This is a genomic window from Actinoplanes sp. CA-142083 (assembly GCF_050942195.1).
In the GTDB taxonomy this organism is placed as follows: Bacteria; Actinomycetota; Actinomycetes; order Mycobacteriales; family Micromonosporaceae; genus Actinoplanes.
Window position 1 is genome coordinate 7,394,000 of record NZ_CP192076.1, and the last position, 17,622, is coordinate 7,411,621.

A 17,622-nucleotide genomic window follows, 5' to 3' on the forward strand; every position below is an offset into this window, starting at 1 on the left:
CGTAACCGGCGAGGTCAGCCCAACTATCGTCTTGAATGTGCGGTGCGACGCTCATAGCATGTGGCGCAGATTGTGAGCGTTCACTTTTCCTTGCCGAAGTCAGGACACCGCGTTGGACCAGCCGTTTTCCGGTCGCGACGAGCCGCTCGTCGTCGCCGCGCGCGCCGGGGATCCGGCCGCGACGAACGAGTTGTTCCGCCGGCACCTGCCGATGCTCTACAACCTCGTCCGCCGGGCGCTGCCCGGCGACCCGGCCGTCGACGACGTCGTGCAGGACGTGCTGGTGCGTGCCCTGCGGCAGATGCCCGACCTGAGGTCGGCGAACAGCTTCCGGCCCTGGCTGGCCGCCATCGCCGTACGCCAGATCGGCAGTCACCTGGCGCGGGCCGACGCCGCGGCCCGGCGTGTCGCCCCGCTGGAATCGGCGTACGGCCGCCCGGACGCCGGCGCCGACGTGGAAGGGCCGGCCCTGCTGCGGGTGGAGCTTTCGGGGCAGCGGCAGCAGGTGGGGCACGCGCTGCGGTGGATGGGCACGGACGAGCGGACCGCGTTCTCTCTGTGGTGGCTCGAGATGACCGGCGAGCTCACCCGCGCCGACGTCGCCGCCGCCCTGGGGACGAGCGTCGCGCACGCCGGCGTCCGGATCCAGCGGATGCGCGAGCAGCTCGAGGCCAGCCGGCAGATCGTCGCCGCGCTGGAGGCGATGCCAGGCTGCGACACGCTCGGCGAGGTCTCGGCCGAGTGGGACGGAACGCCGAACCCCTACTGGCGAAAGCGGCTCGGACGCCACGTGCAGTCCTGCCCGGTGTGCGCCCGCGCCACCCGGAGCCTGCTGCCCACGGACCGGTTGCTGGCCGGGCTGGTCCTCCTGCCCGTCCCGGCCGCGCTCGCGGCCGCCGCCGTGGTCAAGGCCCTGGCCGGCGGCGCGGCCGCCGGTTCCGGGGTCAAGGTCGCGACGGGCCTCGCCGCGTGGCTGGGCCGCGCGGTCCAGGTGGCCGCGACGCACCCGGTAGCGGCCACGGTCACCGTCGGCGTCCTGGCCGTCGGCGTCACGGTGCCCACGACCGGATGGACCACGTCGGCGGCGCCCCCACCGGGACGGACCGGCACGGCCACGCCCGGCACGGCGGCCGGCCAGCTCGCCATCGGACGGATGTCGCTGGAATCGGCCGGCATCCCCGGGCGGTACGTCGCCGTGAGTGGTGACTCCGGGGTGCTGACTCCGGTGGGCCCGGCGAGCGACGCGGCGGCGCGGGAGCGGGCCAGCCTGCGGGTGGTCGCCGGGCTCGCCGATCCGTCGTGCTTCTCGTTGCGCCGCCCGGACGGCCGCTACCTGCGGCACTCCTCCTTCCGGCTCCGGCTGAGCCCGGAGGACGGAACCGTGCTGTTCCGGCGGGACGCGACGTTCTGCCGCCAGACCGGCTTCCTGAACGGGTCGGTGTCGCTCGAGTCGTTCAATTACCGCGGCTTCTTCCTGCGCCACGTCGGCGATCAGATATGGATCGACCAGGACGACGGAAGCGCCGAATTCCGCGCCGACAGCTCATTCCTCGTCCGCCCGCCATTGGGCTGAGCCACGAAATCCACTACTGAAAAGTTGTTATGACGCTGCCTGAGGAGGGCGTCCCGCTCGGAGAGTCAGGAGAAGCCGGTCGTGAGGTCGGCGACGGTGTGCGCGCCCACGCCGGCGATCGGTCCGTCGGCGTACCGGCTCGCCACCGCGCGTACATGATCCTCGGCCGCTTGCGCCAACCCGTCGTAGACGGCGATGAAGAGTTCCCGGGCCGGCTCACGCAACCATCCCGGCGGCAGCAGCCGGGCCGGCAGCGCGGGGTCGAGGATGGGCAGGCGCCGGTAGCTGTCCATGACCTCGGTCCGGGCCCGGACCGCTTCGGCGCCGGCGATGCGCCCGGCGGAGGCGCCGGGCAGCGTCGCGGTCCAGCGCCGGATGAAGGCCTCGTACTGACGCGCGATGCCGGCGGTGTCCCAGGCGTCCAGCGGGCTGCGGCGGATGGCCGCGTCGAGCTCCACGTGCCGGGCCCGGAAGACGGTCAGGGTGCCGAGGGTGAGCTCGGCGAGCCGGGCCTTGGTCTTCTCGCTGAGGTCGTGCGGGGAGATCCACAGTCCGTCGTACAGCGGCGCGTAGCCCATCCACCGCAGCTGACTGCGCAGCCCTCGCCGGAGCGCGCCCTCCTCTTGCGGCAGGGAGAAGGCGATCAGCGTCCACTGCTCGTCCCACGGCCGGCCGGCGGCGGGAGAGACAATCGCGCTCCCGCCGACGGCCAGAAATCCGGCGGCCGCGGCGGTCAGCCGGTACGAGCTGCGCCGGCCCTGCCGGTGACTCTCGAGCACACCGCGACGGGAGAGCCGGCTGATCGCCGTCCGGGCGCCGGCCTGGCTGACGCCGGCCTCCGCCAGCAGGGCCACGATGGCCGCGGACGGCAGCCAGGCCCGCGACCGCAGCGTGTAGTCGGCCAGCAAGGTAACCGTAAGGCCCTGCGGCGACGGTCCGGCCTGCCGCCGCGGCAGCCGCACCGGGCCGGCCGCATCCTCCGGAAATATCTCGTCGATGTCGTACGGGCTGGTCACAGAGACGACTCTAAAGGCCGATCGGCCATATTGATCGAGAGATGTCGATTGACAGTTTGCTGTACCGGGTGAAGGATATGTGTCACGCGATTGGTGGTGGACCGGTTCACGCACGTTGTACCGATGCGCTGTGCCCGCGGCATGTCACCACCACCTCTGACGCGTACCTCCCTCTCTCCACCTGCCATGGCGGCAGTCGACCGCGCAGTCCACCGTGCGGCCGGCCATGCCCGCCTGCGCGGAACAAAGGAGCCAGACGATGAAGATCAGACGGAAAGTCCTGCTCGCGGCCGTCCTCACCGCGGCAATCGCCGGTCTGGCCGTGCCCGCGGCGCGGCCCGCCTTCGCCGCCTCGTTGACCGAGGTGACCGGCTTCGGCGACAACCCCGGCGGCATGCGAATGCACATCTACGTGCCGGACAACCGCCCGGCCAACCCCGCCATCGTGGTGGCCATGCACGGCTGCGGCGGCTCGGGACCGGGCTTCTACTCGGGCAGCGAGTTCGCCGGGCTGGCCGACCGCTACGGATTCCTGGTCATCTATCCCAGCGCGACCCAGCAGGCCGGGTTCGGCAACTGCTTCGACACCTGGTCGGACGCCGCCAAACGCCGCGGCGGCGGCAGCGACCCGGTGTCGATCGTCTCGATGGTCACGTACGTCGAACGGCAGTACGGCGGTGACCCGGGCCGGGTCTACGCGACCGGCAGCTCCTCCGGCGGCATGATGACCAACGAGATGCTCGCCCTCTACCCCGACGTCTTCAAGGCCGGGGCGGCCTTCATGGGCGTGCCGTTCGGCTGCTTTGCCAACGCCGCCGACTATCCGCCGGGCACCAGCAAATGCACCGGCGGCAGCATGGACCGGACGCCCCAGCAGTGGGGCGACGCGGTCCGGCAGGCGTACCCGGGCTACACCGGCCCGCGCCCGCGCGTCCAGTTGTGGCACGGCACCAGCGACACGCTCGTGCCGTACTCGCTGCTGCAGGAAGAGATCGAGCAGTGGACCAACGTGTTCGGGCTGAGCCAGACACCGTCCTCGTCGGACACGCCGCAGTCCGGATGGAACCGCCGCCGCTACGCCGACGGCTCCGGCACGGTCCAGGTGGAGGCCTACAGCATCCAGGGCGCCGGGCACAGCCTGCCGAGCGCCGGCATGGCCGCGTACGCGATCTCGTTCTTCGGCCTCACCGGCGGAAGCACCCCGCCCACCACACCACCCACGACGCCGCCCACCACACCACCCACCACGCCGCCGTCGAGCCCACCGGCCTCGGGCGCGTGCCGGGTGACGGCCACCGTGAACGCCTGGAACACCGGCCTGACCGAGAACCTCACGATCACCAACACCGGCGCGACGCCCGTCAACGGCTGGTCGCTGGTCTTCACGTTGCCGGGCGGGCAGACCATCACGTCCGGCTGGAACGCCTCGTACTCGCCGGCTTCCGGCCAGGTGACCGCCCGGAACGCGGCCTACAACGGCGCGATCCCGGCCAACGGCTCGGTGACCATCGGTTTCCAGGCCACCCACACCGGTAACGCGAGCAAGCCCTCCGCGTTCACGCTCAACGACAACACCTGCGTCACCGCCTGAGGTCGCCAGGGCGGGCGTGGCGCGGGCCGTCTCACACGCCGACGGTCCGCGCCGCGCCGGCGCGGGCCAGGCGGGCCGCGTCCTGGCCCGGCGGCAGCCCGAACAGCCGGCGGTACTCGCGGCTGAACTGCGACGCGCTCTCGTAGCCGACGGCGAGCCCGACGGCCGCCACGTCACCGGGCTCGGCCAGCAGCAGGTTGCGCGCCTCGTGCAGACGGATCGCCTTCTGGAACTGGATCGGCGTCATCGTCGTGATGGCCCGGAAGTGCCGGTGCAGCGACGTCACGCTCATGCCGGCCACCCGCGCCACGTCCTCGATGCGGAACAGATCGGCGTGGTGCTCCCGGATCCAGCGGACGGCCCGCCCGATCTGCACGACGTTGCTGTCGCCCAGCCCGATCTGCCGGACCGTGCCGCCCTGGTGGCCGGTCAGCAGCCGCCAGACGACCTCGCGCTCCACGCCGGCCCACAGCACCCGCTGGTCGTCGGGACGGTCGAGCAACCGCAGCATGCGCAGCACCGCGTCCAGCAGCTCGTTGCCGGCCGCGCTGATCGCGATGCCCGGCGCCGGCTCGCCCCGCGCCGGCGGCGCCTCCAGCACCAGCTCCGCGATCAGCGGCGGCCGCAGCGGCAGGCCCAGCACCAGATACGGCTCGGCGGGCGTGGCTCGGGAGACGTGCGCGATCACCGGCAGCTCCATCGACGCGACGAGGAACTGCCCGGCGCCGTACGTGTAGACCCGCTCCCCCAGAACCGCGCGTTTCGTGCCCTGTGCGACCAACGCGAAGACCGGCGCCGACTGGGACGGCATCGGCTCGGTCGGGGCGTCGCTGCGATGCAGGATCAGACCACCCGGGGCCGGAAGGCCGGCGTGGCGGAGCACGAGATCACGAATCGCGGGCAGCGCACTCACGTGGTCCATCCTGCCGACTTTGGCAGGATCGGGCAACGGCGCGACAGCATTGATCTACCCGGCCCCAGCCTCGCCGGTGTGAACTGGACGCATGCCACTCGACAGCTTCGTCACCCTGGGCCGCTCCGGCCTGCGCGTCAGCCCGTACACCCTGGGCGCGATGACCTTCGGCGAGGACCACGGCTGGGGCGCCCCGGTCGCCGAGTCCGAGGCGATGATCACGGAGTACTTGGAACGCGGCGGCAATTCCATCGACACCGCCAACATCTACACCAACGGACACTCCGAGAAGATCATCGGCGATTACCTGGCCGCCCGGCCCGGCGTCCGGGATCGCATCGTTCTCGGCTCGAAGTTCTTCGCCAATCTGTTCCCCGGCGATCCCAACGGCGGCGGCGCCGGGCGCAAGGCGGTCATCGCCCAGGCCGAGGAGTCGCTGCGCCGGTTGCGCACCGATTACCTGGACCTCTACTGGCTGCACAACTGGGACCGCGGGGTTCCGGTCGAGGAAACGCTGCGCGCCCTCGACGACCTCGTCACGGCCGGCAAGATCCGGTACGTCGGCCTGTCCGACCTGCCCGCGTGGAAGGCGGCCGAGGCGCAGGTCGTGGCACATTTCCGCGGCTGGACCCCGGCCGTCGGGATGCAGCTCGAATACTCGTTGCTGGAACGCACCAGCGAGGGAGAGCTGATCCCGATGGCGGGCGAGCACGGGATGGGTGTGCTGCCGTGGAGCCCGCTCAAGAGCGGCTGGCTCTCCGGGAAGTTCACTCGCGGCGACGCCCCGGTGGACACCCTGCGGACCGGCCTCGTGGGTGGCCCGGCGGAGAGCGACTGGCGAGTCATCGACGTGCTGCACGAGGTCGCGTCGGAGGCCGCGGTGACGCCCGCCGCCGCCGCGCTCGCCTGGGTCGCCGCGCGGCCCGGCGTCACGTCCGTGCTGATCGGGGCGCGGCGCCTGGACCAGCTGAAGGCGAACCTCGACGCCGTCGACACCCGGTTGTCGCCGGAGCAGACCGCGCGACTCGACGACATCTCGGCGCCGGTGCTCAACTTCCCGGCGGCCAACAACCGGGACCTCGCCCCGGCGCTGGCCTTCGCCGGCGCGACGGTGGACGGGCGCCCGACCACCGTGCCGCTGCGGCGCTCCGCCGGCCAGGTGAGGTACTGATGGAGTACGTGCGAGCGGTGGCCACCCCGCAGACCGCGGCCCGGTCGTTGATCCAGGCCGGACCGGAATCGGTCAGCTCCTTCTGGGCGGGCTTCACCGACACGGCCGGCTCCTCCGTGCTCTGGGCGCCCGGCCTGCGGCCGCTCGTGGCCGGCGACGTCGCCGCAAGAGCCCGGACCGGCCCGACGATCCGGCGATGCTCGAGCGCTATCCGCGGCGGGCCAACCCCGGATCGCTCTGGGGAGGCGCCAAGAGAGCCAAACAGCCCTCTTGAGCGCCCCTTGCCCTCAGATCCTGGTCAGCGTCCAGAGATGGTCCGCTGTGCCGTTGTCGCCCCATTGGAGCACCTGCGCGCCCGAGGTCGTGGCCATGTTCGTGACCCCGAGCAGCAGGTTGCTGTTGACGTTCCAGAGCTTGTAGTGCCCGGCGCCGTCCGGGGTCACCGTCCAGAGATGATCCGTCGTGCCCGTGTCTCCCCACACCAGCGCGGACGCGCCCTGGCTGGTGGAGGCGTCCTGGATGCCGAGCAGCACGGTGCCCTGCTGATTGACGATCTTGTAGTGGCCGGCGCCGTCGGCGACCAGGGACCAGATCTGGGTGCCGCTGCTGCTCGCCGTTTCCTGGACGACCGGGGTGCCCCAGGCGGTTGCCTGGTTCCGGGTGGCGAGGCGCAGGCCGCTGTTGGCGTTGGTGATGCGGTACGTGCCGGCGAGCGTCGAGCCGGTCGAGCCGGGCGTGATGGTGATGCGGTAGGCGTTGTTGGTGGCCATCGTGATCGGAACGCTGATGGTGCCGTTGGACGGGGTGTATGACGCGGTCGAGATGGTGTTGGAGCCCGAGGACGCGACAGTGCGGCCCTGGGAGACGGTCTGCTCGACCTTGACGGTGACGGTGCTGCCGAGGCCGAGCGCGTTGAGCCCGTTGACGGTGACGGCACAGGATCCGTTGCAGTTGCCGACGACGATGCTGACCTGGTTGTTGCCCGCCGGCACGGACGCGAACCCGTCGATGCCGGTCTGGGCGGGCGGGGTCGTCACGACCATGTTGCCGCTCATCGCCGCGTACCACGTGTAGAGCCAATAGGCGGCGTTCGGGCTGCCACCCCTCGACGTCAGAAGATCTCCCAGAGTGCCGGACTGGTTCCAGAAGGCCAGCTCGGCGTCGCGGATGCCGAGACGTTCGAACTTCGAGATGTACCCGACGAGCGGACCGGCCAGGCCGACCTCGCTCGGCGACGCGTATTCCTCGATCGCTATCGGCCGCCGGCTGATCCCGAGCTGATCCTCGAGCGCCTGGACCTTGGCCACGTCGCCCGCGATCTTCGAGGAGCTGGAGAGCTCGTGCCAGGCGAGGATGTCCGGCACGGTGTTGGTGGCGACGGCATTGCGGAGGAAGTTCTCCATGTCGCTGATGTTGTCGGAGAAGCTGGGACCTTGAATGGGCTTGGTGGCGTCGAGCGAGCGGACTTGGCGGAAGGTCGTGGTCCAGAAGGCCTCGTAGGTGCCGTTGGACGAGTTCCAGGTGTTGTCCGACTCGTTCCACAGCTCGTACGCGGAGATGTTGTTGTAGTAGGACGACGACTTCATCGTGTTGATCTGAGAGGTGATGAAGGGCGTCCACGTGTTCCAGCTGAACTGATACGGCCAGCCCGCGTAGTAGTCCGAGAGCCGGTTGACCAGCTTCGCGCCGACGCTGACCGCGGTCGGCGCCACCACCGAGATGTCGCCGGTGGGCTGTTGCTTGCCGCCCGCGGGCATCTGCACGAAGGTGTTCGGCTTGATCGCCTGGGCCAGGGCGACGGTCGGCTGGGACGCGTTGGCCAGGCCGTACAGGCTCCCGGTCGCGACGTGGGTCACCGGCCGCAACACCTGGTTCGCGTTCACCACGAGCGTGGCGGATGCGGCGGCCGCGGACGCGGGCGCCGCCGCGAGTCCCACGAGGAGCAGGGCCGCGGCGGCCGTTCGGAGGGATCTGATCATCGGCTCGTCTCCATTCAGGAAAACGGCGTGCACGAATCGACTCCGAAAGAGGGGATGAACTCGGAGTTCGCGCAAGGAAATCGTTTTCCGAACTGTATCGACGACGTTTCCGTGATGTCAAGCGACGACGGTCGATCCGATGGCCGGACAACACAGCAGGGTGCCGCCGGATGGCTCCGGCGGCACCCTTCTTATCCCCCTGTGCGCACCGGCATCACGAAGACGCGGTGCAGGTCACCGACGGCACGCTGTTGGTGCCGTTCCAGGTCCCGAGGAACCCGAACGTGGTGGACGCCCCCGCGCCGAGGTTGCCGTTCCAGCTCTCGTTGGCGACGCTCTGCGTGCCGCCGCTGGAGGTGTTGCGGCCGCCCCACATCTGGGTGATGGTCTGGCCGTTCGCGAACGTCCAGCCGACGCGCCACCCGCTCAGCGCGGTGGCGCCCGCGGTCACCGCGACCTCGGCCTGAAATCCGCCCTGCCACTGACCGGTGATCCGGTACACGGCCGAGCAGGCTCCCGGTTGGACGGTGGGCGACGAGGTCGGCGAGGTCGGAGTGGTCGGCGAAGTCGGCGAGGTCGGCGTGGTGCTGGGCAGTTGGGTGAAGAACTTCCAGACCTCGCCGCCCACCCAGGTGCGGGCGCCGCTGGTCGACGTCGACCCGTCCACCGGCTCGGGGGTGTGGTCGCCGTCGAACGCCGCCCACGCAACCGGGTATCCGGCGCGGCACCCCGCGTACGCCGTCACGATGTGGGTGAGACTGCCCTGGGCCGGCTCCGGCGGGTTCTGCGGCGTACACCCGTTGTTCCGCACGAACGTGTCCCGGATGGACCGGCCGAGCGAGATGTTGAGGACGCTGTCGTGGGTGCCGTGGATCCCGAGGTAGGCGACCGGCTGGGTGCCGGGGCTGCAGCCGCTGAGGTTGGCGCCGGAAAGCACCGCGACCGCGCGGAAAACCGCCGGCCGGGCGCACGCGACGGCGTAGCTCATCGAGCCGCCGTAACTCCAGCCGAGGGCGAACAGCTGCGACGTGTCGACGCACAGGTCGCCCTCGATCAGCGAGGTCAGGTTGTCGACGAGGGTGAGGTCGCGGTTGCCGGTGTTGGCCCAGCCGTTGTCGATGCCCTGCGGCGCGACCAGGATCGCCGAGTTGTTCGACAAGCCTTGGAGCCCGTAGTAACCGGCGCTGGCCACGTTGCCGGCCGTGCCGTTCAACCAATGAAAGGCAAAGATCAGCTTGTACGGCCGGTTGCGGTCGTAGCCGTCGGGGACGCGCAGGATGTAGGTGCGGTTCTGGCCCCCGCTGGAAATCGTGCGGGTGCCGCTGGTCAGCGTCGGCGCCTTGCCGCAACCGGCGGTGACGGCCGCGTCCGCCGGCACCGCGGTCACGATCGCCAGGGCGACCGCGGCGGCCAGGAAGACCGCCGCCACTCCCCCGGCGAGTTTACGGATGGACATCACGATTCCTCGATTCAGGAGACGGCGAACTGGTTGACGGTGACGGAACCGCCCAGCGCGCTGGTGGCGTAGTTGAAGACGCCGAACCGGTAGCCCATGAAGAACTGCCAGTCGCTGCTGAGCGTGAAAGCGGGCCCGAGCGGGCTGAAGGTGCTGCCGTTGGTGCTGTACGAGAACGTGGCGGTCCGGCCGGAGCCGGGTTGGATGTTGGCCGAGACCCGCAGCCAGATCTTTCCGCCGGACACCGCCGCGCCGGCTTGCTCGGCGCCGGTGCCGGTGGTGGTCCAGCCGCTGGTCGACATGGTCAGGCCGCCGGTCATCGACACCCGGGTGGCGCCGTTGTCCTTGCGGATGCCGATCCAGGCGGACTGGTCACGCAACATCGCCAGCCCGGCCCGGTCGCCGTTGGCCATGCCCGTGTAGTCGAGCTGGACAGTCGCGGTCGACGACGGCCCCTGGATCCGGCGGGTCAGCGTGTTCCGCGCGTTGTACAGGTCGTTCGTGACCGTGGCGGTGGACAGCCTCAGTCCGTTGCCGACGCTGAACTTGGTGGTGTCGGGGTTGTGGTTCCACTCCCACTGCGGCCCGAGGACGCCGGCGGTGAAGGTGTCGGTCCCGGTCATCGAGGCCAGCGGATGCCAGGGCAGGTTGGGCCGCGGATAGCTGCTCCCCCACCGGCCGTTGACGGTCTGCAGCACCGGCCAGCCGTCGCCGCTCCACGTGATCGGGGCCAGGGTCGGCATCCGGCCGCCCGGGTAGGCGTCGGTGAAAGCCATGTACCACCAGTCACCGTTCTGCGTCTGCACCAGGCCGCCCTGGTGCGGGACGCCCCCACCGGAGATCGGTCCGGGCAGGTTCAGCAGGACCTGGCGTTGCTCGTAAGGCCCCCACGGGCTGGTCGAGCGCAGGACGTACTGGCCGTTGGCGGGCCGGGTCAGCCAGATGTAGTAGTAGTTGCCCCGCTTGTACATGCGGGAGCCTTCGAGGGTGCCGATGCTCGACGGTGTGGTGTACACGGTCTGCGACCGCACCTCGGAAGTGAGATCGGCCGACAACTGCGCGACGCTGATCGTGGTGTTGCCGTACGCGACATAGGGGATGTCGTTGTCGAAGAGCAGCCCGGCGTCGTAGTAGCACTTGTTGATCCGGGCCTTCTTGCCCCAGCCGCCGGTGACGGACGTCGACGCGTACACGTAAGTGCGGTTGAACTCCGTGCAGCCGAGCCAATAGTAGGTGCTGTTGCTCGGCCGGTAGTTGAACGCCGACGCCCAGATGCCCTTCACGTAGGCGCGGCCGCCGCTCAGGTCGTAGGCGGCGGAGTCGAAGTCCAGCCGGGGCACCGAATGCCCGGCGTACTCCCAGTTGACCAGGTCGTAGGAGCGCAGGATCGGCGCGCCCGGCGAGTAGTGCATGGTCGAGGCGGAGTAGTAGAAGACGTTTCCGACCCGGATGATGTCGCCGTCGGCGAAGTCCTGCCACACCACCGGATTGCTGAAGCTCGTCGGAGCCGGCGGCGTGGTGGGATCGCTGGGCGTCGGGCTCGCGGTCGGGCTCGCGGTCGGGCTCGTGGTCGGGCTCCCGGTCGGGCTCGTCGTCGGCACCGATCCGGTGCAGGCCACGCCGTTGAGGCTGAACGCGGCCGGCGCCGGGTTGCTCGACGTCCAGCTGCCGTTGAAGCCGAAGGTGGCGGTGCCGCCGGTGGCGATGGCGCCGTTGTACGCGGCGTTGGCGACGGTCACCTGGGCGCCGGACTGGGTCACCGTGCCTCCCCACAGTTGCGTCACCGTCTGGCCGGCGGGGAAGCTCCAGGAGAGCTGCCACCCGGTCAGCGGATCGCCGAGGTTGGTGATGGTGACGCCGGCGCCGAAGCCGCCCTGCCACTGGTTGGTCACGGTGTAGGTGACCTGGCAGCCGGCGGCCGCCTGAGCGGTGGTGGCGACCGCCGTGAGGCCGGTGGCGAAGGCGAGCGTCAGGGCGGACGTCAGCCAGGGATGTCTCCTCATGGCGTCAGCCGGCCGCGCAGGTGGGGGTGGCGGTCGGTCCGGCGCCGGTGCCCTGGAAGCCGAACTCGGTGTAGCCGCCGGCCGGGATCTGGCCGTTGTAGCTGACGTTGCGGAAGCCGACCGTGCCGGTGGCGCCGGTGTTGGTGGCGTTCCAGGTGCTGGTGACCGCGCTGCCCGACGGCAGCGCCAGGCTGACCGTCCAGCCGTTGACCGGCGCCGAGCCGGCGGTGACCCGCACGGTGGCGACGTAGCCGCCGTTCCAGGAGTTGAGCGAGACACCGGCGGAGCAGGCGCCGGCGGGCGGGTTGCCGGTCGGGGTGGTGGTGACCGGCGTCGTCGGGCTGGTCGGGCCGCCGGCGTTGAGGGCGTTCAGGACCGACGTGTACGCGGCCTTCTTGTTGCCCGAGGAGTCGAACAGCAGCGGGTTCTCGCCGGTGCGCCAGGAGTCGCTGTCCCGGATGCCCCACACGGTGATGCCGCCGCAGCGGGACACCGCCATGCAGGCCCGGGTGACCGCGGCGTAGATGTTCGCCTGGTTGCCGCCCTGCGCGACGTCGAGCTCGGTGATCTGCACCTCGACGCCGAGGTCGGCGAAGCGCTGCAGGTTGGCCTGGTAGTCCCCGGGGATGCCGGTGCCCAGATGCGACTGGAAGCCGACGCAGTCGATCGGGACGCCGCGCGCCTTGAAGTCGCGGACCATGTTGTACACGCCGGTGCTCTTCGCGTTCACACCGTCGGTGTTGTAGTCGTTGTAGCAGAGTTTGGCGTTCGGATCGGCGGCCCGGGCGGCGCGGAAGGCGGCCTCGATCCAGTCGTTGCCGGTGCGCTGCAGGTTGGAGTCGCGCCGGCCGCCGCTGCCGCCGTCGGCGAACGCCTCGTTGACCACGTCCCAGGCGTAGATCTTGCCCTTGTAGTGGGTGGCTACCTGGGTGACGTGGTTGATGGCGGCGTTGCGCAGCGCGCTGCCGGAGAGCGACTGCGCCCAGCCCGGTTGCTGCGCGTGCCAGAGCAGGGCGTGGCCGCGGACCTTGGCGCCCATCGAGACGCCCTGGTTGAGGATGCGGTCGCCGTTGGTGTACGTGAACCGGCCCTGGGACGGCTCGGTGGCGTCCCACTTCATCTCGTTCTCCGGCGTCACCGCGTTGAACTCGGTGGTCAGGATGCGGGTGTAGGTGGCGTCGCCGAGCCGGCCGGCAGCGATCGCGGCGCCGAAGTACCGGCCGCTCTGCGCCGCCGAGGCGCCCAGTGTGGAGGCCGCGTCCGCGGTGCCGATCACGGCGACGCTCGCCGCGACGACGACGCCCACGGCGGCCGTCGTCAGCAGCGCGAGCCGGCCCTGCCTGGGGATGGACATGGGGGGAACCTTTCGGGAGAGGGGAATGCTCGGGCGGCGCTGATAGTGAACGTTAACAACCCGATTCGGAAATGTTACCGGGAGCGCTCCCATCAACTCAAGTAAATGTCCGCATTTGAATCATGAGAACGGCCCTGAGCAGCCACTATGTCGTTCATAACCGGTTTTCAGTTCGCCATTCTTCGCATGCCGAAATGGCAATCGGCCGACGCCACCGAGGTGGCGCCGGCCGGCCTTGTAGCGGAAATGTCTCAGCGCTGCAGGGTGAGCAGGCCGGGCCGCCACGGCAGGTTGTTGTAGTCGCCGCCGGCGCTGGGGTTCTTGCCCTGGTAGAGCAGTTGCAGGTTGCAGGGGTCGACGGTCATGGTCTGGTCCGGGTTGCTGCGGACCAGGTCACCGTGGCTGATGTCGTTCGTCCAGGTGGCGCCGCTGTTGGCCTTGCCCGCGAACGGGTTGCTCTCGCCGGCCGCCTGTGGTGTCCACGACCCGCCGAGGCTGCTGGCGGTGAACGACCGGAAGTAGCGCCCCTGGCTCCCGATCGCCTCGACGATCATCAGGTACTGGTTCTGCCCGGCCACCTTGTAGACCTGGACCGCCTCGAACAGGTTGTTGGTCGAGTCGCTCATGATCGTGGTGTAGGAAGAGCCGAAGCTGCCGGGGAAGTTCCCGATCGGCATGCCGGCCCGGTAGATCTTGCCGTTGTCGCCGGCGAAGAACAGGTACATGTTCTGGCCGTCACCGATCAGCGTCTGGTCGATCGGCCCGGTGCCCGACCCGGAGATGCTGCCGGTGAACAGCGGCTGCGGGGAGGACCACCCGTTGGGGTTGGTGGGGTCGCTGGACGTCCGGTAGATGAAGGGCCACGCACCCCACTGATAGGCCAGCACCCAGATGTTCTTCGGCGCGAAGTAGAACAGCGTCGGCGCCACCGCGGCCTGACTCATCCCGTTCTGCGCGGCCGAAGCCATGTCGGACCAGTTGGTGAAGGGGCTGAAGTTCATCGAGCCGTACGACCCGTTGGACACGTTGGACGCGTAGACCAGGTGCTTGCCGTTGTAGACGACGTTGGTGAAGTCCTTCAGCGAGACCCACCCCGACTTCGGGTTCGCCAGCACGCCGGTCGAGCTCCACCGATACGACGACGGCAGCGAACAGTTGCCGGGCGGAGTCGTCGGCGGCGTGGTGGGTGGCGTGGTAGGCGGGGTGGTGGGCGTCGTGGTGGGCGTCGTGGTCGGAGGCGTCGTCGGCCCGGTGCCGCCGGTGCACGCGACACCGTTGAGGGCGAAGCTGGTGGGCGCCGGGTTGCTGCCCGTCCACGAGCCGTTGAAGCCGAACGACACCGTGCCGTTGGTCGCCACCGCGCCGTTGTAGCTGACGTTCTTGGCCGTGACCGCGGCGCCGCTCTGGGTCAGCGTGGTGTTCCAGGCCTGCGTGACGGTCTGGCCGGCGCTGTACGACCAGGTCAGCGTCCAACTCGTGAGCGGATCGCCGAGATTGGTGATCGCGACGTTGGCGCCGAAGCCACCCTGCCACTGTGACGACACCGTATAGCTGACCGAGCAGCCGGCGACCGCCGCATCAGCCGGCAGGGCAACGGCAACCGCCGCCGACGCCAGCGCCAGAGCGCCGGCGGAGGCCAGGCCGGCAGTGGTCGCTCTCGATCTGGACATAGTGCTTTCCTCCCGACGGGGACAGCGGCCGACGCATTGGTGGGGGTCATTGTGCAAGCGCATTGACGGCCGCGAGACGGATGCTACGGGAGCGCTCCCATCGACTCAACAAAAGGACGGGAGAGCCGTTCATAACACTAATTCAGTAGATATCTTGGCCTCGTAAGTTTCAGGCCACACCCTCGACCGGGAATCGTGCACGACCTCGCACCCTTCCTCCAAATACCGTGCGAATCCGGTCATAACGTCGCCGATAGTTTCCGGGAGCTTCCGGAAACTATTGTTTCGGAGTTGTTAGCTGTGCCAGCATGTCGGTCATTGAAGCCCATCATTAGTTGGTGAAAGGAGGCCACCGCGGTGACCAATTCCCCCTCTCCTTCCCCTGGTTCCTCGGCGAGCCGATCGTTGCGGGTCCGGATGCTGGTCGGCGGCGCGGTCGCCGCCGTCGCGGCGGCGGGCGTGGTGATGGTCATGCCGGCCGCGAACGCCGCCAGCACCCTGGGTGCGGCGGCCGCGCAGTCGGGCCGGTACTTCGGCACGGCGATCGCCGCGAGCCGGCTCGGCGACTCGACGTACTCGTCGATCGCCGGGCGTGAGTTCAACATGGTCACGGCCGAGAACGAGATGAAGCCGGACGCGACCGAGCCCAACCGGGGCCAGTTCAACTTCAATTCCGGCGACCAGATCTACAACTGGGCGACCCAGCGCGGCATGAAGGTCCGCGGCCACACCCTCGCCTGGCACTCCCAGCAGCCGGGCTGGATGCAGAGCCTCAGCGGCAGCTCGCTGCGCCAGGCGATGATCGATCACATCAACGGCGTGATGGCGCATTACAAGGGCAAGCTGGCCGCGTGGGACGTGGTCAACGAGGCGTTCAACGAGGACGGCAGCCGCCGCAACTCCAACCTGCAGGGCACCGGCAACGACTGGATCGAGGTGGCGTTCCGCACCGCCCGCGCCGCCGACCCGTCGGTCAAGCTCTGCTACAACGACTACAACATCGAGAACTGGTCCTACGGCAAGACGCAGGGCGTCTACCGCATGATCCAGGACTTCAAGTCGCGCGGCGTGCCGATCGACTGCGTGGGCCTGCAGACCCACTTCACCGGCGGGAGCTCCCTGCCCGGCAACTTCCAGACCACGCTGTCGAGCTTCGCCGCTCTGGGCGTGGATGTGGCGCTGACCGAGGTCGACGTCACCAACGCGTCGACCTCGCAGTACGCCGGGCTCACCCAGGCCTGCATGAACGTGCCGCGTTGCATCGGCATCACCGTCTGGGGCGTGCGTGACAGCGACTCGTGGCGCTCCGGCGAGAGTCCGCTGCTGTTCGATGGCGGCGGCAACAAGAAGGCCGCCTACACCTCGGTGCTGAACGCCCTCAACGCCGCCGGCCCGGGCACCACCACCTCGCCGACCGTGTCCCCCACGACCTCGGCCCCGCCGCCGAGCGGCTCCGGCCGCATCGTCGGAGCCCAGTCGGGCCGGTGCATCGACGTGCCTAACTCGTCGCAGAACAACGGCACCCGCGTCCAGCTCTACGACTGCAACGGCCAGACCAACCAGCAGTGGACGCTCACGTCGAGCAAGCAGCTGATGGTGTACGGCACCAGGTGCCTGGACGCCGCGGGCTCGGGCAACGCGTCGGCCGTGCAGATCTACAGCTGCAACGGCCAGGCCAACCAGCAGTGGAACGTCAACGCCAACGGCACCATCACCGGCGTGCAGTCCGGACGCTGCCTCGACGTCTGGGGCACCGGCAACGGCCAGCAGGTCCAGATCTACGACTGCAACGGGCAAGCCAATCAGAGATTCAGCCTGAGCTGATCCCCGCGAGCGCGGTGTGGCGGCAGGTGGAGCCGCCACACCGCTTCGGCTCGTCGCGGTCAGCTCAGCTGCACCAGGATCGAGCCGCCGAGGAGGATCGCCAGGCCGCCGAGCCGGGCCGGGGTGAGCCGGCGGCTCGGCAGCCGGAACAGGCCGTACTGGTCGATCGCGGCCGAGGCGAGCTGCTGACCGGTCACCGTCAACGCCACCGTGGTGGCGGCGCCGATGACCGGGATCAGCAGGAACGTCGCCGTCACGTAGGTGGCCGCGGCCGCGCCGCCCAGCCAGCCCCACCACGGCATGTCCCGCAGCGGACGCAGTTGCGGCCGCGGCGTCCGCCTCAGGGCCAGCAGCGCCAGCAGCACGACGGCGATCGTCACGGTCGCCACCGTGAAGCTGACCAGCGCGACCGCGAGCGGCTCGCCGACCTCCCGGCGGAGGGCGGCGTTGATGGCGCCCTGGACCGGCAGCACCGCCCCGGCTATCAGGCCCAGGGCGATCCACGGTCCGCGGACCGCCGAACCCGCCCCGGCCGGGCCCGCCGCGCTCCGCTGCCCGCGGATGACGGCCGTGATCCCCACCAGCACCGCCGCCGCGCCGACCACCACGCCGGCGCTGACCGGCTCGCGGGGCACGCCGAGGAGGCCGCCGAAGTCGAGCGCCAGCGAGGCGAGGACCTGACCGGTGACGAACAGGCCGACCGACGCGAGCGCGCCCAGCCGCGGGAACAGCAGGATGGCGCTGGTGATGTAGATCGGGCTGGCGATGCCGCCGAGGAGCTTCCACGGCGCGACGCCGGGCAGGTCGCCCAGCCCGCCGAGTTGGCCGGCCGCCGCGGCCACGGCCAGCAGCAGCACGGCGGCGAACCCGAGCTGCAGCGTGGATGCCCCGTACGGCGTGCCGACCGCCTTGGTCAGCTGGAGGTTGACCGATGCCTGGACGGCGAGCAGCCCGCCCACCGCGACGGCCGTCAGGAGAAGGATGGCTTCCATTTTCCGCCCCTATCTGGACGCTTAGTCCGCTTACTCTCATCTAAGCGGACCTCGCGTCCGCTTATTCCGGGCGACGGTGG

12 protein-coding genes are annotated in these 17,622 nt (G+C 69.8%); 4 read left to right on the plus strand and 8 right to left on the minus strand.

The genetic code is table 11. The features are described from left to right. Positions 1-112 precede the first annotated feature (112 nt). Entirely contained in the window at positions 113-1,573 is a 1,461-nt protein-coding gene (locus ACQPZX_RS33885; protein WP_433364397.1) for a sigma-70 family RNA polymerase sigma factor, read from the plus strand. Positions 1,574-1,638: 65 nt separating this feature from the next. Here ACQPZX_RS33885 and ACQPZX_RS33890 read toward each other — a convergent pair whose 3' ends face one another. Further along, positions 1,639-2,589, minus strand: coding sequence for a PaaX family transcriptional regulator (locus ACQPZX_RS33890; RefSeq protein WP_433364400.1), 951 nt, complete (start codon positions 2,587-2,589; stop codon positions 1,639-1,641). A gap of 259 nt (positions 2,590-2,848) precedes the next feature. Here ACQPZX_RS33890 and ACQPZX_RS33895 point away from each other — a divergent pair, with 259 nt between their 5' ends. After that, a complete protein-coding gene (locus ACQPZX_RS33895) occupies positions 2,849-4,180 on the plus strand; it encodes an extracellular catalytic domain type 1 short-chain-length polyhydroxyalkanoate depolymerase (protein ID WP_433364403.1) in 1,332 nt (443 codons plus the stop codon). Positions 4,181-4,211: 31 nt separating this feature from the next. On the opposite strand, the gene ACQPZX_RS33900 is transcribed toward ACQPZX_RS33895, so the two are convergent. Further along, on the minus strand, positions 4,212-5,102 hold the full coding sequence (locus ACQPZX_RS33900; RefSeq protein ID WP_433364406.1) for an AraC family transcriptional regulator: 891 nt from the start codon (positions 5,100-5,102) through the stop codon (positions 4,212-4,214). Positions 5,103-5,184: 82 nt separating this feature from the next. Between ACQPZX_RS33900 and ACQPZX_RS33905 the strand changes: the two genes are divergently transcribed. After that, positions 5,185-6,264 (plus strand): aldo/keto reductase, encoded by a 1,080-nt coding sequence (locus tag ACQPZX_RS33905; protein ID WP_433364408.1) that lies wholly within the window; start codon positions 5,185-5,187, stop codon positions 6,262-6,264. Positions 6,265-6,551: 287 nt separating this feature from the next. On the opposite strand, the gene ACQPZX_RS33910 is transcribed toward ACQPZX_RS33905, so the two are convergent. From ACQPZX_RS33910 to ACQPZX_RS33930, 5 genes are all read right to left on the minus strand, one after another. Then, a complete protein-coding gene (locus ACQPZX_RS33910) occupies positions 6,552-8,243 on the minus strand; it encodes an RICIN domain-containing protein (protein ID WP_433364411.1) in 1,692 nt (563 codons plus the stop codon). A gap of 214 nt (positions 8,244-8,457) precedes the next feature. Continuing rightward, entirely contained in the window at positions 8,458-9,699 is a 1,242-nt protein-coding gene (locus ACQPZX_RS33915) for a cellulose binding domain-containing protein (RefSeq protein WP_433364414.1), read from the minus strand. Between the two features lie 14 nt (positions 9,700-9,713). Continuing rightward, complete coding sequence (locus tag ACQPZX_RS33920) at positions 9,714-11,702, minus strand: family 43 glycosylhydrolase (RefSeq protein ID WP_433364417.1); 1,989 nt, start codon at positions 11,700-11,702, stop codon at positions 9,714-9,716. Positions 11,703-11,706: 4 nt separating this feature from the next. Next, positions 11,707-13,056, minus strand: coding sequence for an endo-1,4-beta-xylanase (locus ACQPZX_RS33925; RefSeq protein ID WP_433364420.1), 1,350 nt, complete (start codon positions 13,054-13,056; stop codon positions 11,707-11,709). 251 nt (positions 13,057-13,307) lie between these two features. Then, complete coding sequence (locus ACQPZX_RS33930) at positions 13,308-14,726, minus strand: non-reducing end alpha-L-arabinofuranosidase family hydrolase (RefSeq protein WP_433364423.1); 1,419 nt, start codon at positions 14,724-14,726, stop codon at positions 13,308-13,310. A 417-nt stretch (positions 14,727-15,143) separates the two neighbouring features. Here ACQPZX_RS33930 and ACQPZX_RS33935 point away from each other — a divergent pair, with 417 nt between their 5' ends. Next, positions 15,144-16,550, plus strand: a complete 1,407-nt coding sequence (locus ACQPZX_RS33935; protein ID WP_433385560.1) for an endo-1,4-beta-xylanase — start codon at positions 15,144-15,146, stop codon at positions 16,548-16,550. 59 nt (positions 16,551-16,609) lie between these two features. On the opposite strand, the gene ACQPZX_RS33940 is transcribed toward ACQPZX_RS33935, so the two are convergent. Then, on the minus strand, positions 16,610-17,542 hold the full coding sequence (locus tag ACQPZX_RS33940) for a DMT family transporter (protein ID WP_433364426.1): 933 nt from the start codon (positions 17,540-17,542) through the stop codon (positions 16,610-16,612). Between the last annotated feature and the right edge of the window lie 80 nt (positions 17,543-17,622).